Annotated in this window: 22 protein-coding genes; 13 read left to right on the forward strand and 9 right to left on the reverse strand. The window is 64.3% G+C overall.

The features are described 5' to 3' along the window. Positions 1-5 precede the first annotated feature (5 nt). Positions 6-977 (reverse strand): dihydrodipicolinate synthase family protein, encoded by a 972-nt coding sequence (locus tag CUJ90_RS28660; RefSeq protein WP_114164384.1) that lies wholly within the window; start codon positions 975-977, stop codon positions 6-8. 116 nt (positions 978-1,093) lie between these two features. Beyond that, on the reverse strand, positions 1,094-2,413 hold the full coding sequence (locus tag CUJ90_RS28665; protein WP_073429216.1) for an MFS transporter: 1,320 nt from the start codon (positions 2,411-2,413) through the stop codon (positions 1,094-1,096). A 478-nt stretch (positions 2,414-2,891) separates the two neighbouring features. Between CUJ90_RS28665 and CUJ90_RS28670 the strand changes: the two genes are divergently transcribed. The 11 genes from CUJ90_RS28670 to CUJ90_RS28730 all read left to right on the forward strand — a co-directional run bounded on the left by CUJ90_RS28670 (position 2,892) and on the right by CUJ90_RS28730 (position 16,424). Beyond that, positions 2,892-3,830, forward strand: coding sequence for a D-ribose ABC transporter substrate-binding protein (locus CUJ90_RS28670; protein ID WP_073429215.1), 939 nt, complete (start codon positions 2,892-2,894; stop codon positions 3,828-3,830). Positions 3,831-3,890: 60 nt separating this feature from the next. After that, positions 3,891-4,547, forward strand: coding sequence for a DUF2291 family protein (locus CUJ90_RS28675; protein WP_073429214.1), 657 nt, complete (start codon positions 3,891-3,893; stop codon positions 4,545-4,547). Continuing rightward, positions 4,544-6,106 (forward strand): sugar ABC transporter ATP-binding protein, encoded by a 1,563-nt coding sequence (locus CUJ90_RS28680; protein WP_073429213.1) that lies wholly within the window; start codon positions 4,544-4,546, stop codon positions 6,104-6,106. The genes CUJ90_RS28675 and CUJ90_RS28680 overlap by 4 nt, the downstream gene beginning before the upstream one ends. A 67-nt stretch (positions 6,107-6,173) precedes the next feature. After that, the gene (locus CUJ90_RS28685) at positions 6,174-7,241 is read left to right on the forward strand and encodes an ABC transporter permease (RefSeq protein ID WP_083082903.1); all 1,068 of its coding nucleotides are present in this window, start codon (positions 6,174-6,176) and stop codon (positions 7,239-7,241) included. A gap of 3 nt (positions 7,242-7,244) precedes the next feature. Further along, positions 7,245-8,354, forward strand: coding sequence for a Gfo/Idh/MocA family protein (locus CUJ90_RS28690; RefSeq protein WP_114164385.1), 1,110 nt, complete (start codon positions 7,245-7,247; stop codon positions 8,352-8,354). Continuing rightward, a complete protein-coding gene (apnL, locus tag CUJ90_RS28695; RefSeq protein ID WP_114164386.1) occupies positions 8,351-10,351 on the forward strand; it encodes a D-apionate lactonase in 2,001 nt (666 codons plus the stop codon). The genes CUJ90_RS28690 and apnL overlap by 4 nt, the downstream gene beginning before the upstream one ends. A 10-nt stretch (positions 10,352-10,361) precedes the next feature. After that, entirely contained in the window at positions 10,362-11,732 is a 1,371-nt protein-coding gene (locus CUJ90_RS28700) for an MFS transporter (protein ID WP_114164387.1), read from the forward strand. Positions 11,733-11,775: 43 nt separating this feature from the next. Beyond that, positions 11,776-12,606 (forward strand): phosphogluconate dehydrogenase C-terminal domain-containing protein, encoded by an 831-nt coding sequence (locus tag CUJ90_RS28705; protein WP_073429209.1) that lies wholly within the window; start codon positions 11,776-11,778, stop codon positions 12,604-12,606. Between the two features lie 48 nt (positions 12,607-12,654). Next, positions 12,655-13,899, forward strand: a complete 1,245-nt coding sequence (locus CUJ90_RS28710) for a ribulose-bisphosphate carboxylase large subunit family protein (protein WP_114164388.1) — start codon at positions 12,655-12,657, stop codon at positions 13,897-13,899. A 275-nt stretch (positions 13,900-14,174) separates the two neighbouring features. Further along, positions 14,175-15,569: a 3-oxo-isoapionate kinase OiaK gene (gene oiaK / locus CUJ90_RS28725; RefSeq protein ID WP_114164723.1), complete on the forward strand. Its 1,395-nt coding sequence runs from the start codon at positions 14,175-14,177 to the stop codon at positions 15,567-15,569. A gap of 147 nt (positions 15,570-15,716) precedes the next feature. Continuing rightward, positions 15,717-16,424 (forward strand): transcriptional regulator NanR, encoded by a 708-nt coding sequence (locus tag CUJ90_RS28730; RefSeq protein WP_114164389.1) that lies wholly within the window; start codon positions 15,717-15,719, stop codon positions 16,422-16,424. Between the two features lie 25 nt (positions 16,425-16,449). On the opposite strand, the gene CUJ90_RS28735 is transcribed toward CUJ90_RS28730, so the two are convergent. After that, positions 16,450-17,652 (reverse strand): acyltransferase family protein, encoded by a 1,203-nt coding sequence (locus tag CUJ90_RS28735; RefSeq protein WP_244220054.1) that lies wholly within the window; start codon positions 17,650-17,652, stop codon positions 16,450-16,452. A gap of 247 nt (positions 17,653-17,899) precedes the next feature. Between CUJ90_RS28735 and CUJ90_RS28740 the strand changes: the two genes are divergently transcribed. Further along, positions 17,900-18,313, forward strand: a complete 414-nt coding sequence (locus tag CUJ90_RS28740; RefSeq protein ID WP_114164391.1) for a hypothetical protein — start codon at positions 17,900-17,902, stop codon at positions 18,311-18,313. A gap of 68 nt (positions 18,314-18,381) precedes the next feature. Here the strand turns inward: CUJ90_RS28740 and CUJ90_RS28745 are convergent, their stop codons facing one another. The 4 genes from CUJ90_RS28745 to CUJ90_RS28760 all read right to left on the reverse strand — a co-directional run bounded on the left by CUJ90_RS28745 (position 18,382) and on the right by CUJ90_RS28760 (position 20,470). After that, positions 18,382-18,759 carry a hypothetical protein gene (locus CUJ90_RS28745; protein ID WP_227470424.1) on the reverse strand — a complete coding sequence of 126 codons (378 nt, stop codon included), beginning with the start codon at positions 18,757-18,759 and terminating at the stop codon, positions 18,382-18,384. Positions 18,760-18,829: 70 nt separating this feature from the next. After that, positions 18,830-19,537, reverse strand: a complete 708-nt coding sequence (locus tag CUJ90_RS28750; protein WP_114164392.1) for an RNA polymerase sigma factor — start codon at positions 19,535-19,537, stop codon at positions 18,830-18,832. Positions 19,538-19,560: 23 nt separating this feature from the next. Further along, a complete protein-coding gene (locus tag CUJ90_RS28755; protein WP_114164393.1) occupies positions 19,561-19,932 on the reverse strand; it encodes a cupredoxin domain-containing protein in 372 nt (123 codons plus the stop codon). Between the two features lie 4 nt (positions 19,933-19,936). Next, complete coding sequence (locus CUJ90_RS28760) at positions 19,937-20,470, reverse strand: DUF4142 domain-containing protein (RefSeq protein WP_114164394.1); 534 nt, start codon at positions 20,468-20,470, stop codon at positions 19,937-19,939. Between the two features lie 325 nt (positions 20,471-20,795). Between CUJ90_RS28760 and CUJ90_RS28765 the strand changes: the two genes are divergently transcribed. Then, on the forward strand, positions 20,796-21,149 hold the full coding sequence (locus tag CUJ90_RS28765) for a hypothetical protein (RefSeq protein ID WP_114164395.1): 354 nt from the start codon (positions 20,796-20,798) through the stop codon (positions 21,147-21,149). Between the two features lie 79 nt (positions 21,150-21,228). On the opposite strand, the gene CUJ90_RS28770 is transcribed toward CUJ90_RS28765, so the two are convergent. Together CUJ90_RS28770 and CUJ90_RS28775 are read right to left on the reverse strand one after the other, a co-directional pair. Further along, a complete protein-coding gene (locus CUJ90_RS28770) occupies positions 21,229-22,212 on the reverse strand; it encodes a YncE family protein (protein ID WP_208645298.1) in 984 nt (327 codons plus the stop codon). Positions 22,213-22,316: 104 nt separating this feature from the next. Beyond that, the gene (locus tag CUJ90_RS28775) at positions 22,317-23,576 is read right to left on the reverse strand and encodes an MFS transporter (RefSeq protein ID WP_244220055.1); all 1,260 of its coding nucleotides are present in this window, start codon (positions 23,574-23,576) and stop codon (positions 22,317-22,319) included. Positions 23,577-23,598: the final 22 nt, after the last annotated feature.

A 23,598-nucleotide genomic window follows, 5' to 3' on the forward strand; every position in this document is an offset into this window, starting at 1 on the left:
GCCGGCTAGAGCCCACGAACCTCGCCCTCGTTGAGCGCCGCGATCCGCTGACGGAAATGCTCGGTGCCGGCGACGATCTTGTCGAGCACCGCATCGAGTGCCCAGAAGCGTTCGCGCACGTCGTAGTCGATCACGCGGCAGCGAATCGAATCGAAGGTGCCGATGCGCTGGTGGTACATCTTCGCGAGCGCGGGATAGCCGAGCGATTCGGATACGGCGGCGAGTACGAGAAACGTTGCGAGTTCCTCCGCGAGCGCCGGGTCTCGCGCCGCATCGTTGCGCAGCCAGTTGTACAGATCGGGATGAAAGTTCGTGAAGACGCCGTTGAAACCCGCGGAGCCCGCCTTCATCGCGTCCCATGCGATGGCCGCGTTCGCGTTCAGGATCTTCAGCGGCGAACCCTGCGCGAGCGCGACGCGGCGCTTCACGGTCGCGAGATCGCAGCTCACGTCCTTCAGCATGATGAAGCGGCCGGTGTCGATGCACATCTTCAACTCGTCGTCGGAAAGCAGACGCCGATACGGCGCCGGACATTCGTACAGACCGAGCGGCATATCGGACGGCAGGCGCGCGAGGAGCCGTTCGAGGTTCGCGGCGAACGCGTGGGTTCCCTCGCGATCGGGATCGAGCCGGTTCGTCACGAGCACGACGCCTTGCGCGCCGGTCGACGCGGCGACGCTCAGTTCCTCGGCCTGCGCGTCGGGGTCGTCGCTGATGTGGCCGGACACCACGACAGGAATGCGGCCCGCGACTTTCTCGACGACGAAGCGTCCCAGCGCGCCGCGTTCCGCGAGCGTCAGAAACTGCATCTCGCTCGACTGCGCGACGGCGAACAGCGCGTCCGAGCCGTGCGCGATATACCACTCGATCAGACGTTCGAGCCCGGCGTAGTCGATTGCGCCGGCGTCGTCGAACGGCGTCAGCATCACGGGGACGATGCCTTCGACTGAAGCGGTGGTTTGCTTGGTGTTGGTCATGCTGTTGATCTCCAGTAAAGAATTCGGTTATTCGGCAACGACAGCGGCAACGACAGCGGCAACGACAGCGGCAACGACAGCGGCAACGACAGCGGCAGCGGCAGCGGCAGGCGCGTTCACGCAGGCGCTTGCACGGCTTCGCCGGCAGCGGGCTGGTCCTCGATCGGCTTGCGCACGAACAGCAGATAGCTCATCGCGCCGATAAACGCGATGCCGGCGGCGGTCAGCAGGGCGGGCACGAACGACCAGGTCTGCGCGATGTAGCCGGTCAGGATCGGCGCGAGCGCACCGCCCAGAAAGCCGCCGAAATTCTGGATCGCGCCGAGCGAGCCGACGCGGTTGGGCGGCGCGGCGGCGGTGGCGAGCGCCCAGGAACTCGCGGAGGCCGCGTTCGCGAGGAAGATCACCACCGAGATGCACACGATCGCGATGGTGTTGCTCTGCACGAGCGCCGCCGGAATCGTGAACGCGACCATGCCGAGCATCGCGATCACCACCGCATTGCGGCGGCTCGCGACCGGGCTCGCGCTGCGGCTCGTGATGAGATCGGAAAACCAGCCGGCCGTGAGCGCGCCCAGAAAGCCGCAGAAAAACGGTATGGATGCCGCGACGCCCGTATGCATCAGGCTCATGTGGCGCTCCATCGTCAGATAGCCCGGCAGCCATGTGAGGTACACCCAGTTCAGATACACCGAGCCGAAGAAGCCGATCAGCATGCCCCACGTGGTGCCGTGCGAGAACAACGAGCGCCAGTCGGCGAACGTGAGCGCGGGCGCCGGTTCGAGGTCCGCGTCGTCGCCTTCGAGGTAGTGGCGTTCGGCTTCGGTCATGGTGGCCTTGACCGGGTCGCGATACACCGCGAGCCATACGGCCGCCACGATCAGACCCGCCACGCCCGTCACGATGAAGGCCCAACGCCAGTTCAGATGCACCACGAGGAGCGACAGGCAGAGCGGCGCGAGCGCCGTGCCGAGCGGCGACGCCGAGTTGAAGATGCCGGTCGGCTTGCCGCGCGCGCGCAGCGGAAACCAGTTGCTGACCACGCGTGCCGCCGACGGAAACTGCGGCGCCTCGCCGATGCCGAGCGCGATCCGCGCGAGGATGAACCAGCCGAAGGTCGAGACGAAGCCGCCGGCCGCCTGCGCGAGCGACCAGACGATCAGCCCGATGCCGAGCAGCTTGCGCGGTCCGATCCGGTCGACGAGGCCGCCCACCGGCAACTGGAACAGCGCATAGCTCCACGAGAACGCGGAGAGCAGCAGCCCCATCTGTCCGAGCGAGAGACCGAGGTCGTGCCGGATCAGCGGATTGGCGACCGCGAGCGTGCCACGGTCCAGATAGTTGACGATGCCGCTCACCATCAGCAGCGTGAGCGCCACGATCTGCGCGCGGCGGATTGTCGGCGGCGCCTGCTCGAGGCTCGGGGGTGTGCTCATGACCGTTTGTCTCCGTTTCATGTCTTCGGTTGAAGTAGGGCGGACCGCGCCGATGCGTTGCCGGGCGGGAGAAGTTGCCTGGGTGTCGGGTGCGCGCGCACGGTGGCCAGGCACAAACCGGTAGCGCTTACATTTGGCCGTCGATTGCAGCTTTGTTTTTGCATTAAGTAGGCTACTTCCGAGCAAGTTCACAAATGATAGCGCTTACATTTTTAGTCGCGCCGACGAAGAGATGCAAGCCTTCGCGCATGTTTAGCGGGTAAACACCGGCATACCGGGACGTCCGCGGCCCGATCCGGCATTCCCTCCAAGCCCTGCAAATCCTGGCGAAAACCCCTGGCGAGATCATCATTCCAACGGCAAATCTAGCTGGTATGATGACCTCATGACGGCATAAGTGACGAGCGCGAAAAAGATAAGAACGCATCGTCCGCGACTGGTTTTGCAGTGCACAGACGTTCATAAAAGGAGACAGACGATGAAGGCCTCAAAACGCTGGGTCGCGCTCGCCGCTGCCGCGATTACGCTCTTCACCGCGACGGGCGCCGCACACGCGGCCAACCTGATCGCGATCATTACCCCCTCGCACGACAATCCATTTTTCAAGGCCGAAGCGGACACCGCCAACGCGCGCGCCAAGGCGCTCGGCTACGACACGATCGTGCTGGTGCACGACGACGACGCCAACAAGCAGTCCAATCTCATCGACACCGCGATCGCCCGCGGCGCGAAGGCGATCATTCTCGACAACGCCGGTTCAGAGGCGTCGATCGCGGCGGTGCGCAAGGCGAAGGCCGCGGGCATTCCGTCTTTCCTGATCGACCGCGAAATCAACGCGACGGGTATCGCGGTGTCGCAAATCGTGTCGAACAACTACCAGGGCGCGCAGCTCGGCGGCCGCGCGTTCGTCAAGGCGCTCGGCGAGAAGGGCAACTACGTCGAACTCGTCGGACGTGAAGCCGACATCAACGCGGGCATCCGCTCGAAGGGCTATCACGATGTGATCGACCAGTTCCCGAACATGAAGATGGTCGAGCGGCAGTCGGCGAACTGGAGTCAGACCGAGGCGTATCGCGTGATGGAGACCATCTTGCAGAGCCACCCGGATATCAAAGGCGTGATCGCGGGCAACGATACGATGGCGATGGGCGCCTCGGCGGCATTGAAGGCGGCCAAACGCAGCGACGTGATCGTGGTCGGCTTCGACGGCAGCAACGACGTGCGCGACGCGATCATGCGCAACGACATCCGCGCGACGGTGCTGCAACCCGCGGCGCAGGCGGCGACGGAAGCCGTCGAGCAGGCCGACAAATACATGAAGACCGGTTCGACCGGCAAGCCCGAAAAGCAGTTGATCAACTGCTCGCTGATTACCAAGGCGAACGCCGGCAAGCTCGACATGTTCGCGCTGCGCTAAAGCCTGTTGCCGGGGGCGACACGTCCCCCGGTTTTCCTCCGGCGTGGAATGAGGACACCCATGAGAGCTTCTGTATACGCGGCCATTCTGCTGGTCGCGGGCGGTGCGCTGTCCGGCTGCAAACTCGTCAAGCACGATGCCCAGGCGTCGAAGGCGCCGCGCGATGCCTACGCGTCGGCGGGCTACGATCCGAACGCGATGGTGGCCTCCATGTGGAGCACGAAAGTGGTGCCGAGCGTCGAGAAGCGCGCGACCGATATCAAGGTGCTGCTCGACGCGATCAAGGCCGACCCCGACGCGGCCGGCAAAAAATATGGCTACCGGGGCAAGGACGATAGCGCGCCCTGGAATTTCCCGACCAGGGTGCAAGGCACCATCGTGTCGGTCGATACGGATTCGAGTCAGGGCACCGTCGGCGTCGATACGGACGGCGACGGCAAGGCCGATGTGATCGTCGATATCGGCCCGACGGTGCTGGGTACGACGCTGCGCGATTCGCTCGACTTCGTCTCGTTCGCGGATTTTCGCAACCAGATCGAATACGCGCGGTTCGGCACCGCGCTCAATGCCTACGCGGCGGCGCATGTGATGAAGCCGTTGCCGCGCGCCGACCTGAAAGGGCAGCCGATCACGGTCACCGGCGCGTTCTCCTACGACGGCGCGAGCGAGCAGCCGGAAGTGGTGCCGCTCGCCCTCGCGCTCGGGAGCAAGCCATGAGCGCGGCCGCCGTGGACAACGACGTGATCCTTCAGGTCGAGGCGGTGACGAAGGTGTATCCGGGCACGGTCGCATTGAAGGAAGCGAGCTTCAGCGTGCGGCGCGGCGCGGTCAACGTGCTCGTCGGAGAAAACGGCGCGGGCAAGTCGACCATGATGAAGATCATTGCCGGCGCGGAGCAACCCAGCACGGGGCGCTTGCTTCTCGACGGCCAGCCGATCGAACTCGCGAGCAGTTCGGATGCGCTGCGTCACGGCATCGGCATCGTGTTTCAGGAACTCAACCTGTTCCCGAATCTGTCGATCGCGGAGAACGTCTTCATTGCGCACGAAATCACGCGTGCGGGCATCGACATCGACGCCGGCGCGCAGCGCCGCAAAGTGAGCGAACTGCTCGAGCGCCTCGAACTCGACGTGAGCCCCGACACGCTGGTCGAGGATCTGCGCATCGGTCAGCAGCAGCTCGTCGAAATCGCCAAGGCGCTCGCGCACGACGCGCGCATTCTGATTCTTGACGAGCCGACCTCGGCGTTGAGCGCGGCCGAGGTCGAGGTGCTGTTTCAGGTGATCGCCGATCTGAAATCGCATGGCGTCGCGATTGTTTATATCTCGCACCGGCTCGAAGAGCTGATCCGTATCGGCGACTACATCACCGTGTTGCGCGATGGCCGCATTACCGGTCATCAACCGATGAACGAGGTGGACGTGCCGTGGATCGTGCGGCAGATGGTCGGCCGCGAGACGAAGGATTTTTCGCGCCCCATCGGACACGAACGCGGCGCCGAAGTGCTGCGCGTGCATGACGTATCGCTGCCGCGCAAGGGAGCCGGCCTGCTCGTGGATCACGTCTCGCTGTCGCTGCACACGGGCGAGATCGTCGGCATTTACGGGCTGATGGGGGCGGGGCGCTCCGAACTCTTCGAATGCATTCTCGGCTGTCATCCGCATGCAACGGGCGATGTCGTGCTCGCCGGCAAGCCGCTGAACGGCAAGCCGATAGCCAGGCGCGTGGCGCAGGGTCTCGCGCTGATTCCCGAGGACCGCAAGGCCGATGCGTTGCTGCCGATCCTGTCGATCGGCAGCAACATGACGCTGTCGAGCCTCGCCGATTTTGCGCGGGGATTTCACATCGAGCGGCAGCGCGAGCACAACGCCGTCACGCGTTTCATCCGCGATCTGGCGATCAAGGTGGCCGACTGGCATCTGCCGGTCAGTTCGCTCTCCGGCGGCAATCAGCAAAAGGTCGTCATCGCACGCGCGTTGATGACGGCGCCCAAGGTCTTGCTGATGGACGAGCCGAGCCGCGGCATCGACGTGGGTGCGAAGGCGGACATCTTCAAGGTGATGCGCGATCTCGCCGTGAAGGGGCTCGGCATTCTGTTCGTCACGTCCGACCTCGAAGAAGTGATGGCGCTGTCCGATCGCATTCTGGTGATGTCGAACGGGCGCATCACGGCCGAATTCGATGCAAGCGAAGCCACCCAGGATGCGCTCGTCGCGGCATCGGCGATTGGACACCGCGTCGACGCGCATGCAAGCGGACAACTGGCCGCTGCATGACGCGAATTGTGACGCAGATGATGCAAACCAGACACGCAGGCCCGACCGAACGATTGGAGACCTTTTCATGACCGTAGCGATCAAAAGCGCCGCGCCCGGCGCGACCCTCGGTGAAGCGCCGCTTTTACTGCTGCTCAAGCTGCGCACGTTCATCGCGCTCTTTGCCGTCGTCATTTTCTTTTCGTTCGCGGCGCACAACTTTCTGAGCATCGAGAATCTGCTGATCATGTCGCGTCACGTAGCGCTGAACGCGTTTCTCGCGATCGGCATGACCTTCGTCATCGTGGCGGGCGGCATCGATCTGTCGGTCGGCTCGATCGTCGGCCTGTCGGGAATGATCGCGGGCGGGCTGATTCTCAACGGCATTCCGCTCGGCAGCAGCTACACGCTCTATCTGAGCGTGCCCGAGGTGATCGGCGTCGCGCTGTTGTCGGGCGTCGCGGTCGGTGCGGTGAACGGCTTGCTGATTACGCGGCTGAACGTTGCGCCGTTCATCGCCACGCTCGGCACGCTGTATATCGCGCGCGGCGCGGCCTTGTTGTCGTCGGGCGGCGAGACGTTCCCCAACCTGACCGGCAACCCCGATTACGGCACCACCGGCTTTCCGCTTCTCGGCAGTTCATCCCTTCTCGGCATGCCTCTCACGATCTGGCTGCTCGTCGTGGTCGGCGCATTCGCGGCCTATCTCGCGGCACGCACGCCGCTCGGGCGGCAGATCTACGCGATCGGCAGCAACGAGCGCGCGGCCCAACTTTCCGGCGTGCGCGTGAATCGCGTGAAGATGTTCGTCTATATGTTCTCGGGTTTTTGCGCGGCGATTGTCGGGCTGATCATTTCGTCGGAACTGGTCGCGTCGCATCCGTTGAGCGGCGAGACGTTCGAGCTCAACGCGATCGCCGCGGCCGTGCTGGGCGGCACGTCGATGTCGGGCGGGCGCGGCAGGATCGGCGGCACGATTATCGGCGCGTTCGTGATCGGCATTTTGTCCGACGGGCTCGTGATGATGGGCGTCAGCTCGTTCTGGCAGACCGTCATCAAGGGGGTGGTGATCGTCGCGGCGGTGGTGGTCGATCAGATCCAGCGGCGGGTGCAGCAGCGCTTCGCGTTGCAGAAGCAGGCGGCGACGGGAGCGTGAGCGATGAATGCAACGGACGCAATGAACAAAACGGCGAAGCGCTTCAAAGGTGCGGTGATCGGATGCGGCTTCTTCTCGCGCAATCATTTGCACGCATGGCGGGACATCGACGGCGCGGAGATCGTCGCGCTGTGCGATGCCGATAGCGAGCGGCTGAACACGGCAGGACAAGCGTTCGGCATCGAGCGTCTATACACGGACTCCGCGGCGATGCTTAGCGCCGAGCAACTGGATTTCGTCGACATCGCGACGACCGCGCCGAGTCATCGTTCGCTGGTCGAGTTGGCTGCGCAAGCGGGCGTCGCGGCGATCTGCCAGAAGCCGTTCGCATTGACGCTCGCCGATGCCCGCGCGATGGTCGCCGCATGCGAGCGCGCTAGCGTGCCGCTGATGGTCCACGAAAATTTTCGCTGGCAGCCGGCGATTCAGGCCGTGGGCCGCGCGCTGCGCGACGGTGCGATCGGCGCGCCGTTCTGGGGCCGGGTGTCGTTTCGTTCAGCGTTCGACGTATTCAGCGGGCAACCGTATCTCGCGCGAAACGAACGCTTCATCGTGGAAGACCTGGGCATTCATATTCTCGACATCGCGCGCTTTCTGTTCGGCGATGCAACGCGTCTCACCGCGGCGACCGCGCGCGTGAACCCGGCGATTGCCGGTGAAGACGTCGCGACCATGCTGCTCACACACGAAAGCGGCGTGACGAGCGTGGTGGATTGCAGCTACGCGTCGCGCCAGGCGCGCGAGCTGTTTCCGCAGACCTTGATCGAAGTGGATGGCGCGGACGGCACGCTGCGCCTGTCGGCGGACTACCGGCTGGACATTCACAACCGCGACGGCACGCGCACCGAAACGGCGGCGCCGCCGCCGTTGGCCTGGGCGAGCGCGCCGTGGGAGGCGATTCAGGGCAGCGTGCTGAACATTCAGCGTCACTGGATCGCGTGCCTTCGCAACGGAGGCGAACCGCAAACGAGCGGCCGCGACAATCTGAAGACGCTTGCGCTCGTCGAAGCTGCATACCTTTCCGCGCGTGAAGGCCGAACGGTCGCGTTGAATTCGCTCGACGAGGCAGCGCATGCGCTCACGTTCAGTTCCTCCGATGCGGTGCCGCGATGAATAGCCGTGATCGCACGCTTGCGAATATTTACTACGGCACCTCGCAGATCGAGCCAACAGCGCAGACGCTGACGGCCGGCCCGTGGTCGGCGCTTTTCATCGACGGCGCGTTGCGCGAGATTCGCCACGGCGGCACCGAAGTCGTTCGTGCGATTAGCTGGCTCGTGCGCGATCGGGATTGGGGCACTTGCCGGCCGGAGATTCGCGACGTCGAAATCGACTCGCATGCGCGGGGCTTCCGTGTCTCGTACGCCGCGCGCTGTGTCAATCCCGAAGGCCATGTACTGACCTACACGGTCCTGATTGCATGCGACGCCGACGCTGCGTTCGAATGCAGCGCCCGGGCCACCGCGCAAACGGACTTTCTCGCGGCGCGCTGCGGCTTCGTGGTTCTGCATCCGATCGAGGGCATCGCGGGCGCGGCGGCGCGCGTCACGCACGACGACGGCACGATCGAGACATCGTCGTTCCCCGCGTCGATCGATCCGTGGCAACCGTTCAAGCACATCCGCGCGATCGAAAATGCGCTTGCGTCCGGCGCAACGGTGCGCTGCGCTTTCACCGGCGACGTGTTCGAGATGGAGGACCAACGCAACTGGTCGGATGCATCGTTCAAGACCTACTCGCGCCCGCTCGAACTGCCGTGGCCCTATACGATCGAAAAGGGCTCGACGAGCGAGCAGTCGATACGTGTCGAGGTCGACGGTGCGCCGCCCCAATTGAACGCGGTAGCGGCGCTGTCGCCACGCCACGGCGAAATCCTGATCGACTTGCGCGGCATCGACGAGCCGATGCCCAAACTCGGCGTGGCGATAGCGCCCGACGAGATCGACAGGACGCTTGCCAATCTGTCATTGCTGGCCGAACTCGCGCCGCAGCGCCTGACGCTGCACTTCGATCCCGTCGCCGGTCACGGTGTCGCCGAACTCGCGGGGTTCGCGCAACTGCAACGCCGCGCCGCAATCCCCGCGGTGCTCGAATGCGCGCTGCCCGGCGTGGCCGCGCCTGAAGAGGAATTGCAATGGATCGCGGCGCGGATTCAGGAAGCCGGACTCGAGTTGACAGGCATTGTCGTTAGTCCGTCCGTGCACCGGCAGTCGAACCCGCCGGGGAGCATCAGCCCGCCGTGCCCGCCGCTCGACGAGGTTTACCGCGCGGCACGCCGCGCGTTTCCCGGCTTGCGTCTAGGCGGCGGCATGCTGAGCTACTTCACGGAACTCAATCGCAAGCGCCCGCCGCTGGAACGGGTCGATTGGGTCACGCATGCAACCTGTCCCATCGTTCACGCAGCCGACGACCGCAGCGTCATGCAAACGCTCGAAGCGATTCCGCACATCACGCGTTCCTGTCGCGCGCTGATTGGCGCGCAGCCGTATGCGATCGGCCCGGTCTCGATCGGCATGCGGCAGAACCCGTACGGTTCGCGCGTGATGCCGAATCCGCGCGGCGAGCGCGTGGCGATGGCCGGCGACGACCCGCGTCAGCGCGGTCTGTTCGGCGCGGCGTGGCTGGCCGGTTACGCAACGGCGCTCGAAGGCGCGGCGCTCGAATGCCTGACCCTCGGCGCGCTGACGGGGCCGCGCGGCCTGGTGGATGCCGCGTCCGCTCCAGCGCGCTATCCGATGTTTCATGTCGCCGCCGCGATGGCGCGGATGGCCGGAGCGACCCGCTTGCCATGCCGCGCGGCGAGTCCTCGTGAGGTCGCGTGTTTCGGCGCGCGGGATGCGCAGGGACGCATGCGCCTGATCGTCGCCAACCTCACGGCGGATCAACGCACGGTGTGCTTGACGTTCAGCGGCGGCAGCGTGGCGGCTGACATGAGCCTATCCACGCTCGACGAAGCGTCGTTCGACGCGGCGCAAGACGGGCGAATTCCAGTGGACCGTCTGAGCCTCGTGAGCGACAGCGTGTTGTCGCTCAAACCCTTCGCCTGCATGCAGATAGCTTCCGGGCCGACACCTTTCGGGCAGCCCATGCCTGCCGCCCGCGACCGATAGGAGATGTGAGATGCAAACCGTAACCGTGGACCCCATCGAACGATCGGCTATCCGCAAGGTGTCGATCCGCCTCGTGCCGTTCGTCGCGCTGATGTTTTTCATCAATTTTCTCGACCGCACGGCAATCTCGTTTGCCGGCCCGAACGGCATGACGAAGGACCTCGCGCTGAGCGCCGCGCAATTCGGTCTCGCGGCCGGCGTGTTCTTCATCGGCTACATCGTGCTGGAGATTCCGAGCAATCTCGCGTTGCACAAGTTCGGCGCGCGTCGTTGGCTCGCTCGCATCATGGTGTCGTGGGGCATCGTCGCGTTGCTGTTCACGTGGGTTAGCAGCATTCCCGGCCTGTACACGCTGCGCTTTCTGCTCGGCGTGACGGAGGCGGGCTTTTTTCCGGGCGCGATTCTGTTCCTCAGCATGTGGGTGCCGTCGCGCTATCGCAGCCATATTCTCGCGCTGTTCTATCTCGCACAGCCGCTGACGATCGTGATCGGCGCACCCGTGGCCGCGTTGCTGATCGAGGCGCATGGCCTCTTCGGGCTGGCCGGCTGGCGCGTGATGTTCTTCGGCGTTGCGGTGCCCGCAATCGTGGTCGGCGTGGTGGCGTGGTTCTATCTCGCCGACCGGCCCTCGCAGGCGCGCTGGCTGACCGCCGCCGAGAAAACCTGGCTCACCGCCGAACTCGAAGCGGAAGAACGGGCCCGCGCCAATGCGTCGACACAGCATTCGTTGCATGCGCGAGCCGCATTCAGAAGCGGCCGCGTGTGGATGTTCGCGCTGATGTACTTCGGCCTGATCTATGGACTCTACGCGCTCGCCTTTTTCCTGCCGACGATCATCGGCGGCTTCGAAGGCCAGTTCGGCACGCACTTCAACGTGTTCCAGAAGGGTTTGATCACCGCGATTCCGTATCTGCCCGCCGCGCTCGCGCTGTATCTGTGGAGCCGCAACGCGACGAAGCACGGCGTGCGCGCGTGGCACATCGGCGTGCCCGCACTGATCGGCGCGGCGAGCATTCCCGTCGCGCTGTACATGCAATCGCCCGCCGCGACCGTCGCCGTGATCACCGTCACCGCGTGCGCGATCTTTTCCGCGCTGCCGAATTTCTGGGCGCTGCCCGCGCGTTTTCTCTCGGGCGCCGCCGCTGCGGCCGGTATCGCGCTGATCAACACCATCGGCAATCTGGCCGGCTTCATGGCGCCGTATGTCACCGGCGCCGTCAAGGATGCGACCGGCTCGTATCACGCGCCGATGTTCGTGGTCGGCGTGCTGATGCTGATGAGCGCAGGGCTTGCCTTCGCGTTCTGCAGCAGCGCGCGCCTGCCTAAACCCGGCGACGGCATCGCGCCCGTCACGCTCGAGCCGCAATCGCATTCGAGCTGATCGCCACCAATTTTTCAATGAATCCATGCAAGGAGTTCGCACCATGAAAGAAAAGATCGCACTGTTCGGCGCCGGCGGAAAGATGGGCTTTCGCCTCACCAGCAATCTGCTGAAGTCCGACTACCGCGTCGCGCACGTCGAGGTGAGCGAGGCGGGGCAAAAGCGCCTCAAGGAAGAACTGAACGTCGACTGCGTGTCGACCGATGCCGCGCTCGACGGCGCTCAGGTGGTGATCCTCGCGGTGCCCGACACGCTGATCGGCAAGCTCAGTCACGAGATCGCGCCGAAGCTGCCGGCCGGCACGATGGTGATGACGCTGGACGCCGCCGCGCCGTTCGCCGGCCACCTGCCCAAGCGCGACGACCTCACGTATTTCGTCGCGCATCCGTGTCATCCGCTGATTTTCAACGACGAAGCCGATCCGAAGGCGCGGCGCGATTTCTTCGGCGGCGCATACGCGAAGCAGTCGATCACCAGCGCGCTGATGCAAGGCCCGGAAGAAGCGTTCGACCTCGGTGAAGACGTGGCCAAGGTGATCTACGCGCCGATCCTGCGCTCGTATCGTTTGAGCGTCGACCAGATGGCGCTGCTCGAACCCGGCCTGTCGGAAACGATTTGCGCGACGCTGCTGTACGTGATGCGCGAAGCGATGGACGAGACCGTGAAACGGGGCGTGCCGAAAGAGGCCGCGCGCGATTTTCTGCTCGGGCACATGAACATCCTGAGCGCGGTGATCTTCAACGAAATTCCCGGCGCGTTCTCCGATGCGTGCAACAAGGCGATCGAATTCGGCAAGCCGCGGCTGATGCGCGACGACTGGAAGAACGTGTTCGACCGCGCGGAAATCGCCGAGAGCATTCGCCGGATCACCTGACATGAAAACGTGTGCCTTCTTGCCGATTGCCAAACAGGGATTGATATCGTGAGCGAACGCATCCACGCCACTTACTGGCTCGAAACCGGCGACGATCCGCAACGCGCCGCCGACGTGATCGCGGGTGAGCAGTCGAGCGGCACGTTTGTCGCGTTGCCCAACGAAACGCCCGAACTGAAGGCGCGCTCGGGCGCGCGCGTCGAACGTTTGACGGTGTTGGAGACGGTCGGCCGGCCGAGCCTCGCCGGCGGAATCGTGTCGGAGCGCTATACGCGTTGCACGCTCGAACTGTCGTGGCCGATCGAAAACCTCGGTGCGTCCTTGCCGAATCTGCTGTCGACCATCGCGGGCAATCTGTTCGAACTGCGGCAGGTGTCGGGTTTGCGCCTGACCGGGCTGACATTGCCGCCGTCGTTCGCCTCCGCGTATCCGGGGCCCGCGTTCGGTATCGAAGGCACGCGGCGGCTGAGCGGGGTCACGCACGGTCCGTTGATCGGCACGATCATCAAACCGAGCGTCGGCTTGTCGCCGGAGCAGACGGCGCAGCAGGTGCGTGAACTCGTCGTGGGCGGCATCGACTTCATCAAGGACGATGAATTGCAGGCCGACGGTCCGCATTGTCCGTTCGACGAACGGGTGCGGGCCGTGATGCGCGTGGTCAACGCGGAAGCGGATCGCACCGGCAAGAAGGCGATGGTCGCGTTCAACCTGACGGGCGATCTCGATCAGATGCGTCGTCGTCACGATCTCGTGCTGGCGGAGGGCGGCACCTGCGTGATGGCGGTGCTCAACTCGATCGGTCTGGTCGGCATGCATGAATTGCGGCGACACGCGCAGTTGCCGATTCACGCGCATCGCGCCGGCTGGGGTTATCTGTCGCGCTGCGCCGAATTGGGTTGGGACTACGCGCCGTGGCAAATGATCTGGCGTCTTGCGGGCGCCGATCATCTGCATGTGAACGGACTGCGCAACAAGTTCAGCGAGCCCGACGACAGCGTGATCGCCGCCGCGCGCGCGGTGCTCGCGCCGGTGATGCCCGAAGCGCCGATGTCCGCGATGCCGGTGTTCAGTTCGGGGCAGACCGGCTTGCAGGCCGCGGACACCTACGCCGCGATCGGCTGCGCGGATCTGATTCATACGGCGGGCGGCGGCATCTTCGGTCATCCGGGCGGCGTGGCGGCGGGCGTCGAGGCGTTGCGCGAGGCGTGGGTCGCGGCGATCGAAGGCGTGCCGCTCAGGCAGCATGCTTCGAGGCATCCGGCATTGAACGCCGCGCTGGAGTTCTGGAAATGAACGGGACCGAGCCGATGAGCGCGACGAACGCGACGAACGCGACGAATGCGACGAACGCGACGAACGCGACGAACGCGACGAACGCGACGAACGCGACGAACGCGACGAATGCGACGAACGCGACGAACGCGACGAACGCGACGAACGCGACGAACGCGACGAACGCGACGAATGCGACGAACGCGACGAACGCGACGAACGCGACGAACGCGACGAACGCGACGAACGCGACGAACGCGACGAACGCGACGAACGCGACGAACGCGACGAACGCGATGAACGCGACGAACGCGACGAACGCGACAGCGTGGCCCGCGGGGCTGCTGCTCGCCTATTACGGCGACGACTTCACCGGCTCGACGGACGCGATGGAAGCCATGCAAGCCGCCGGCGTGCCGACCGTGCTGTGTCTGCAAAAGCCGACGCGCGAGTTGCTGGCGCGTTTTCCCGAAGTGCGCTGCGTGGGCATGGCGGGTTCGTCGCGTGGACGTTCGAGCGCATGGATCGACGACGAGCTTGCGGATGCCTTTGCAAGCCTCGCCGCGCTCGGCGCGCCGATTTTGCAATACAAGGTGTGCTCGACCTTCGATTCGTCCGCCGAAGTCGGGTCGATCGGCCGCGCGATCGACATCGGCGTCAAGCATAGCCCCGGCCACTGGTCGCCGATGGTGATCGGCGCGCCGCGCCTGAAGCGTTATCAGATGTTCGGCAACCTGTTCGCCGCCGTGGATGGCGTCGGCTACCGGCTCGACCGGCATCCGACCATGTCGCGGCATCCCGTCACGCCGATGAACGAGGCCGATCTTCGCCTGCATCTCGCGAGGCAAACGGCGCGGCGCATCGAACTGATCGACATGCTTCAACTGCGCGGCGCCGATGTCGCGTCGCGGGTGCGAGCGCTGAGCGCGCCCGACACGCCGGTTGTCCTGATCGACGTGCTCGACGAAGCGACCCTGGCCGCGGCAGGGCGTCTGGTTTGGGAGCAGCGTGGCGGCGGGATATTCACGGCGTCGTCGTCGGGTCTGCAATACGCGCTGGCGGCGCACTGGCGCGCGTGTGGATTGTTGCCGCCGACGCCGTCGCTACCGGTCGCCGATCCCGTGCAGGCGATTGCGGCAGTGAGCGGCAGTTGCTCGCCGGTGACGGCCGCGCAAATCGGCTGGGCGCGCGCGCACGGTTTTCACACCGAGCGCCTCGATTTGCCGAGGGCGCTCGATTCGCGCGACGGCGCCGCCGAGATCGAACGCGTCGTGATGGCGGCCACGCAGGCGTTGAGTCGCGGCGTCAGCGTGATCGTGCATAGCGCCGAAGGACCGGACGATCCGGCGGTAAGCGGCTTCGACGCCATTGCGTGCGCCGCGGGACTGTCTCGGCACGATGCGGCGCGCAAGGTCGGGCGTGCCTTGGCCGAGGTGATGCGGCGCTTGCTCGATAGCGTCGCGCTGACGCGCGTGGTGGTCGCGGGCGGCGACAGTTCCGGCGAAGTGGCGAGCGCGCTGGGTATCGATGCGCTGAGCGTCGTGGCAGGGCTCGCGCCTGGCGCGCCGCTGTGCCGCGCATGGTCCGCCGAGCCGCGGCGCGATGGTCTGCAAATCGTGCTGAAAGGCGGACAGATCGGCGATGCGGCGTTCTTCGGCGCGGTGAAGGAAGGGCGCGTGTCGGCGACATAACGTTCGGGCGCGTGTCGAGCGAGAGAGCGGTTGCGTCGCAGGCTGCCGGTCTCGCCGGATCATGCTTCGCGCTGTCCTCGCGCCCTTCCATCGGGCGGCGTGTCCGTGGTAAGGTCATTACACCACTTGGTTTTACGCGGACATGTCATGGCTGAGATCATTCAGCGCCGAAAGCTGTATCAGGAAGTTGTCGACCGGCTCATGGAACGAATCCGTTCGGGCGAAATTGCGCCCGGCGCGCAGCTTCCATCGGAGCGGGAGTTGATGGAAATTTATGGCGTGGGCCGGCCCGCCATTCGCGAGGCACTGCAAACGTTGGAGCGCTCCGGCATTGTCGAGATCGTGCACGGCGAGCGCGCGCGAGTCGTCGTGCCCACGGCCGACCGGTTGATCGCGCAGATCGCCGGCGGCGCGATGCACCTGCTGCGCAGTCATCCCGACATGCTGGCTCATCTGAAAGAGGCGCGGGTTTTTCTCGAAACCGGCACTGCGCGCATGGCGGCGGAGCGCGCGACCGAGGAAGACGTGGCGCGTCTGCAACTCAGCGTGGCGCGGCATCGTGCCTCGATGGTCAATCTGGAGGAGTTCATCGAGCGCGATATGGCGTTTCACCGCGAGATCGCGTTGATCAGCGGCAATCCGATTTTCCCGTCGATTGTCGAATCGCTGTTTCGCTGGGCGGGCGAGTACTACCGGCCGCTCGTGCGCGCGCCCGGCGCGGAGGAGTTGACGCTGTCGGAGCATCAGCGAATCGTCGACGCGATCGCCAGACGCGACGGCGACGGAGCGGCCGAAGCGATGCGCGCGCATCTGAATCGCGCGAACGAGTTGTATCGGACGCTGGGGCAGACGTAGCGGTGTCGAAGCTCGGCTCGGAGGCTCAGGCCACGGGCGCGGCCGGCGAATTCGGCGTGTATTTGCGCAGCCGTTGCGAAACCGTATGCGAGGGCCTTTCGATCATCCGGTAGAACGCGTAACTGATGGCGAATGCCAATGGCACCTGTACGAACCACGCGAATCGTGACGTGCCGTCGAAGCCGCTCATTTCCAGCAATGCGAGCGCCATCTTATGGCAAAGATAAAGGCTATACGACCACGCCCCGAAAGCCGCGAGTGCGGACCAGATGCCGGCTTTGGAAGGCGTGGCGGTTTCCGTCGCGATCCAGATTGCCGCGAGAAACTGAAATAGCGGAAGCGTGATATCAGGCGTAATCAACGGCACGATCGCTGGCTTGAGATTCGATTCGGACAGCAGGATCATGATCGCCGCGCCGGCCACGACAATCGCCACTCTGAGCGCAATCAGGTAGTTCGCCAGGTAATGCGTGGTCCGATCAAGCCCGTTCTTGATCATCATCGTGAGCGGCGAATACGCGCCGCGAACCTGGAACTGCTCCGCATTGCGCTGCGTTTCCGCGATCAGGCAGCCGAAAATCCATCCCGATGCATAGAGTAAAGCCGTACCCGGAATTCGATACGTCTCATAGACGCAGCCGTAACAGGCGGGATGCCCGAACAGGCGAACCACCGTCACCATGACCGCGGCCGCCATTGCACTGCCCACGATCATTTCGCCGATGTAGCGGAAGTGCGGGCGCAAGATGGGATAAACGGCGTAATACGCCATTTCGCAGTAAAGCGACCACAACACGGACTCGAGATAATTCTGCCCCGTCGGCAAAGGTTGAACGAGGCATAGCAGGATCGCGAGCGGTAATCCGATGCGGACGAATCGGGACGCGTAATAGTTGATCGGCTTGAGGGTGACATCCTTCTGATACGCGTTGTGGATGCAATAGCCGGAAATGACAAAGAACACGATGACGGCTGCCGGACCCGCAAACAGCGCGGTCGATCCCGACCATAACGCGCCGCCTAGAAAAGCGAGCCGATGCGGCAAAAGCTCCTTGAAGAGGGGCGGACGAAAGTGATACATCAGGACCCAGAACGCCGCAAGGAATCGAATGGCGTCTATTTTCAACGACTTGCTTATTTTCGCGGACGCCGGCGGATTCAAGGTCATCGTCATGGGTTGCCCCTCTTTTTCAGGCTGCGACGATGTTACCTCCGCGGTTAAGAACAAAAACCGAAAAAAAAGCTGAAATTAATGGTATTGCGAAGGTATTGCGAAAGTATTGCGAAGCCGATAAACAATGCAGAGCCGCTATTCAAGCCCGCGTTTTTACTCACGGCTGATCGGCGTGAAGCGCCTGCCGCGCATGGCATCTGGAGCCGGACAATTGGCGGGCGGCCCGGGTCTGGACGGCGGCAATCGCGGTGTAGTATTCCAGCATGTCCGCATGGATGCGCAGGCTCGACGGGGATACATCATGTCAAGCGAATGGAAGCGCCGCGTCAGGCTGTTTATTCAGCGTTTCTGGCAGCCGACCAGTGCGTGCATGACCTGCATGCCGGGGAGTTGGGGCAATGTCATGAGCCTTGCTCATTGGACCATCGCATTCCAGACGGGTCTGCTCACCGGACTCCTCGCCATACTTCTGACGTTCACGCCCGCGGCGAAATTCTTCACGCACCGATATAGCAATGCGCTGATCGTCGGCTTTCTGACGACGTTAGGCGACGCCTATTCGCATGCGAGTCACTATCGCATTCCCATTGTCGAGCACGTGTTGACGGGGGTGGCTTCAGCGCTATTCGCGCTGGCCGCGTCGTATCTCTTCGAAGACCGCGCGCGACGCCTGCGGGCGGCATGGGCGCGGATTGTCGGTCAACCCGTGCGCTGACTTTCTTTCTGAACCGGCGCGCACAGCGGTCGAGCGGCGCACTTGCTCCGGCAGGCATCCAGAGCCGCTTATGCGCCGGACGCGGCCCACGCCGCGATCACCAATAGCGCGAATCCCAACACGGCGACGCCCGCGTGAACCACGATCAGCCACTTGGGCAACGCGAGCATCTTCCAGTGATAGCGGAGATTCAGCACTGCGCCGCCCGCGCCCGCGATCAGAAAAAGGATCAGTGCGCCAAGCGCGAGCGCGGGCAATCCGACCGTGGCGGCCGCATAAATCAACAGCGTGAGCGCCGCGGCGGCGACCGAGCCGTGCAGCATGGCAAGCCATGCCGGCGGATGAGGCTGGCCGGCGAAACGCATGCCGGCCATGACCAGGCCGCCGAGCGCGCCCAGCGCGAGCAATACCGTTGCCGTTTTCAATACCAATGCGGGTTCCATCATGTAGCTCCCAATCCAACGCCGGATAAAGCAGGGCAATGAGCAGGACAACGAGCACGGCATGGCTCGAAGGTCAGCCGTTCTCGCCGCTCTCGCCGCTCTCCAGGCGTGACAGCACCGCGGCAACCAGTCGGTCGCAATGACCGCCGCCGAATTCGAAGAGATCGCGCTCGGCCAGATCGAGGTCGCGCGCGAGCGATTCGCGCAGCATGCTCCGCGCGCGAAAATGCCGGCTGCGCACGGTCGCCTCGGAAATATCGAGGCACGACGCGGTTTCCTCGACGCTCATTTCCTCGACCGAACGCAACATGAATACGATGCGAAACGCGGCGGGCAACCGGTCCAGTTTACGTTCCAGCAAAACCCGGACCTCGGCGCGTGCCGCGGCATGATAGGAAGGATCGTGATCGTGCTCAGCCATCGCATCGGCCTCGGTATCGGTATCGGGGTTCGTGTCCACCAGCGGGATGATGTTTTGACGCCGCGCATGCCGGCGCACCCGACCGAAGCATTCGTTGAGCACGAGCCGCGAAAGCCATGTGAAGAGCGTGGCGTCGCCGCGAAACTGTCCGATTGCCCGATAAGCGGACAGATACGCGTCCTGGAGCGCGTCCTCCGCATCGGCGTCGCATGGCAACACGGCGCGCGCGAGGCGAAACAGACGCCGGTTGTATCGGCGCATCATCAGTTCGAACGCCGACCGGTCGCCTGCCGCGATGCGGCGGGCGATCGATGGGTCGTCGTCTGCCTGGTTCGCCGTCCGCGCTGCGGGATTCGTCATGATGGCTCCTGAAGTCAGCCGTTTCATTGCACGGTCAGCGTGCCTTGCATCGTGGGATGGAAGCGGCATAGGTAAGGGTAGCTGCCCGATCGGCGCACGACGTGGGTCCACGATGCGTTTGCAGCGATGCTCCGCGAATCGAAGGCATTGGAGCTTGCGCTCACTGTGTGCGGAAACGGATCGCGGTTGGTCCAGACGACCTTGTCGCCGCGATGCACCGTCAGCATCGGCGGATCGAAGCGCATGCCTTCGATGCTGACGACATAAGTCCTGGGCGACGCGCTTGCATCGACCGCCGCCGCGAAGCAGGCGCTTGCCAGCAACGCGCCTGCGAGCCAGGCCGGTCCGATGCGTGGACCGCCGCGCCGACGCAAGTTCGCGGCATGCCAACTCATGCGCTTAGCCACCGCTCTTGCCCAGCGAAGCCTGCAAGTGCTTCGCATGGTCCAGATGCGCGACGAAGGCCGGCCGCACCTTGACGAGCAGCGCCTTCAGTTCGCCATTCCGTGCGTTCGGAATCAAGGTCTTGTCGAGCGCATCGAGTACGTTTTCATGATAGGTGACTTCGTGATCGATATACGCCTTGTCGAACGCCGCGCCGTCGAGCTTCTTCAGGTTCGCGAGATTGTCCTCGCCGCCTTGCTTGAGGCTCCGGCTCGTCGCGTTCTCCTCCGGTGTGACGTTCAGTTTGTGCGCCAGGTCGACGGCCGCCTTGTTGACGCCGCCATGGTCGGTGACCATCTGTTGCCCGAAGGCCTTCACGTCTTTCGAGCTGGATTTCGACTGCGCGAGCTTGCCGGCGTCGATATCGACCTGGTTTGCGGTGACGACGATCGCCGCGATTTGCGGGTCCGTTGGCCCGGCGCCTTGCGCCCACGCAGCGAAGCTGGACAAGACCAGCGCGCCGACCCATCCCATCTTGATGATGCTCATACGAATTCTCCCGGTGATAACGACACGTCGCGTCGGTTGGTGTCGTCGATGACGAAACAGCGACGCGGATATGAACTTAGATGTCGCGTGTCGATGCGCCGTTCCGGATTTGAATTTGGGTTTCCGCGCGGGGGTCCGCAGGGATGGATTACTTCGCGCTTCCGCGAATACGCGATCCACGCTAACGTTTACCGCATGCACGGCGGCGACCCGCGAACGCCGGGTCGGCATCGCCGGCGTTGCCTTTTGCGCGTAACGGTAGTGCGACCTGGCGCGCCGATTATTGCAGCGCCGTCGAACGCAACGTCCCGATGCGGAGGCAAGCATGAACATTCCTGGACGCATTGCAATCGTCAGTGCGGCCGCGCTCGGCATCGCCGCACAGGCCGGCCAGGCGCAGCACATACGTGTCGAATCGGCAACCTACGGCGCGAATTGCGGCGCGGCAACGGGCAACGTCACGCGCGATCTCGCGAGGCGCTGCAACGAACGCGAAACATGCCGCTACGTGGTGAAGGCCAGGCCCGCTCGCACGCCCCATGCGTCGTGTGCCGCGGACTTCATCGCCGAATGGTCATGCGATCACCGCGAGTTTCATCGCGCGATGCTAAGTGCCGAAGCGGGCAACGGGAGCGCGTTGATGCTGACTTGCGGGCCGGCGACGGGTGCCGGAAAGTGAGCGCGATTAACTGCCGACCACAGGATGCCCCGGTGCGGATCAGGAGCAGCCTGTCATCGCTTCCCTTCGAAGCAATACCTCAACGGGGCGCCATCATGCGCAGTACGGGATGCCCGTCGACGTTCTTCAGTGGGAAATACACGCGATGCGTCGATGGATCGACGCCGACCACATGCGCGTTCGGCCCTATGCGACCTTCGCCGATTTTCGTCACGGCTGAAGCGCCAACGGCGAACATCGATACGATCCCGGCTTCGCCAGCAACGTAAAGCGTGCCCGGTCCTGGATCGAACGCCAGCACATCGGGATCGCCGCCGGCCTCGAATGACTGGACAACCTGTTTCGTGAGCAGATTCAGCGTCAGTAATCTGTCGTTGCCTTCGCACGCGATAAAGGCGAGGTGCGATTGCGCAACGATATGGAGGCCGTGGTTGCCTCGCGCGCCCGGCAGATCGATTCGAGCGACGATCGCGTCGTTCGCCGGATCGATTTCGACGAGTTGCCGTCGGGTCTGAACATTGACGAAGATATGACGGGACGCGGCATCGTATTGGGTGTTGCCGGCTTCGCCCCCCAACGCGATCGTGTTGATGCGGCGATTGGACCGGGTATCGATCACCGTTTCAGTTTCACCGGTCTCGTCCGACACATAGAGTTTCCGGTTCTCCGGCGCATAGGCCATTCCGTCCGGATAGACGCCGCCCGGCATGCGCGCGGTGATTTTCAGCGTGGCCTCGTCGATGGCGACGACCTCGTTCGTGCCCGTTGCCGACGCGTAGAGGCGCGACTCCTCGGGCACCACCAGAACGCCGTGCACGGCGGCGATGTTGCCGATACGGCCGACGACACGCGAGGTCTGCGTATCGAAGACAATTACTTCGCCGTCGCCGAGGTGCGCGATGAAGAGCAGGTGCCGGGCCGGGTCGTAGCTCGCGTAATCGAGGCGCGAGGCGCGGCCGGGTAGCGGGATGTCGGCGACGTGCGTCAGCGGCAGCGCCGTCGCCGCCGGCTTGTCATGAGCCGCCGCGCTGTCATGGACGATAAGCGCCGCGACCGCGGCCATCGAGACCACCGCGAACAACGAGGCAAACAACGAGGCAAACAACGAGGCAAACAACGAGGCAAACAACGAGGCAAAGCGGCGGCGACCCATGCCGTTGCGATCGGTCATGATGAACCTCCGTCCAGCTTGACGTGACGGAATGCGGCGAGCAGCGACAGGTCGTACGCGATCTTCAGCGCGCCGCACACGACAAGCGGGGCGCCGAGCCACCCAAGGCCCAGCAGTGCCCCTGAGAGGGTGGGCGCGAGCGCGGCTGCCAGGCTTCGCGGCACCGCCGTGAAGCTGGCCGCGGCGGGACGCTCGCCGGGCGTCACCACCGACATCACGTAGGCGCTGCGCGTGGGCACATCCATCTGCGATAGCGCACTGCGTGCAAGCAGAAGCGCCAGGGTCAGCGTGAGCGATGGCGCAAACGCTGCGCCAATCAGGCATAGGCTCGAAGGGATATGCGTGAACACCATGGTGTTGAGCAGGCCGATCCGGCGTGACAACGGTGCGGCGGCAAGTTGAGAGCCCGCGCTCAACAGCCCCGCCCAGAAAAAGAACTGGCCGGCCGCGGCAAGCGACAGTCCGAACCGCTGGATCAACCACAAGGTCAGTAGCGAGTTGACGAGAAGTCCGCCTGCAAACGCATCGACACTGAAGAGGAGGGCAAGGCGCGTGACGATTCCCCGCGAGGGACCCAGCGGCACGCGCGGCGTGTCGGGCCTGGACCGGCGCGCCGGTAGGCGCCGGTAGAGGAACCAGATCACGGCTCCCGCGATGGCATAGAGGACGAACATCGCCCGTATCGCCGTGAGCGGAGAAGCAGCCGACCCTGCGGCGATCGACTCGGGCAGGCCAGCCGCGAGTGCGCCCACTGCCGCGGACAGCGCGCCGACGAGGCTATAACGTGCGAACAGGGCGGTTCGTGCGTCTCCCGTTGCGGACTCGGCGAGCCTCGCATGCTCCAGCGGAAGAAACAGGCTGACGTCGCCGGAACTCGGGTTCAGCGTGCCGACGAACGCGACCATGAGTAGCGGCCATAGCGAAGACACGCCTGCGAAAGCAAGACCTGTCGCCATCATCAGCGCCGCCGCGAACAGCAACAGGCCGCGCTGCGTAAAGCGATTGCCCGCGAAACCCACCAGCACCGTTGCGATGGCGGACCCGAACAAGGTGGTCGTGCTGATGAGACCGACGGCCAGTTGCCCAAAGCCGAGCGCCAGCAGATAGCCGGGCAGCAGCACCGCGATAAAACCGTCGCAGATGCCGCGCAAGGCGCGAGCCGCAAGCAGAATCGAAGCGCCTCGCTCGATGCCCTCGGGAAGGAGCAACGTGGACAGCCGTGCCCTGAGTCCTCTCATCGCCGTACGCGTGACCATGAATGTCGTCCTCGCGGGTGTC

Source organism: Paraburkholderia terricola (assembly GCF_003330825.1).
Classification (GTDB): domain Bacteria; phylum Pseudomonadota; class Gammaproteobacteria; order Burkholderiales; family Burkholderiaceae; genus Paraburkholderia; species Paraburkholderia terricola.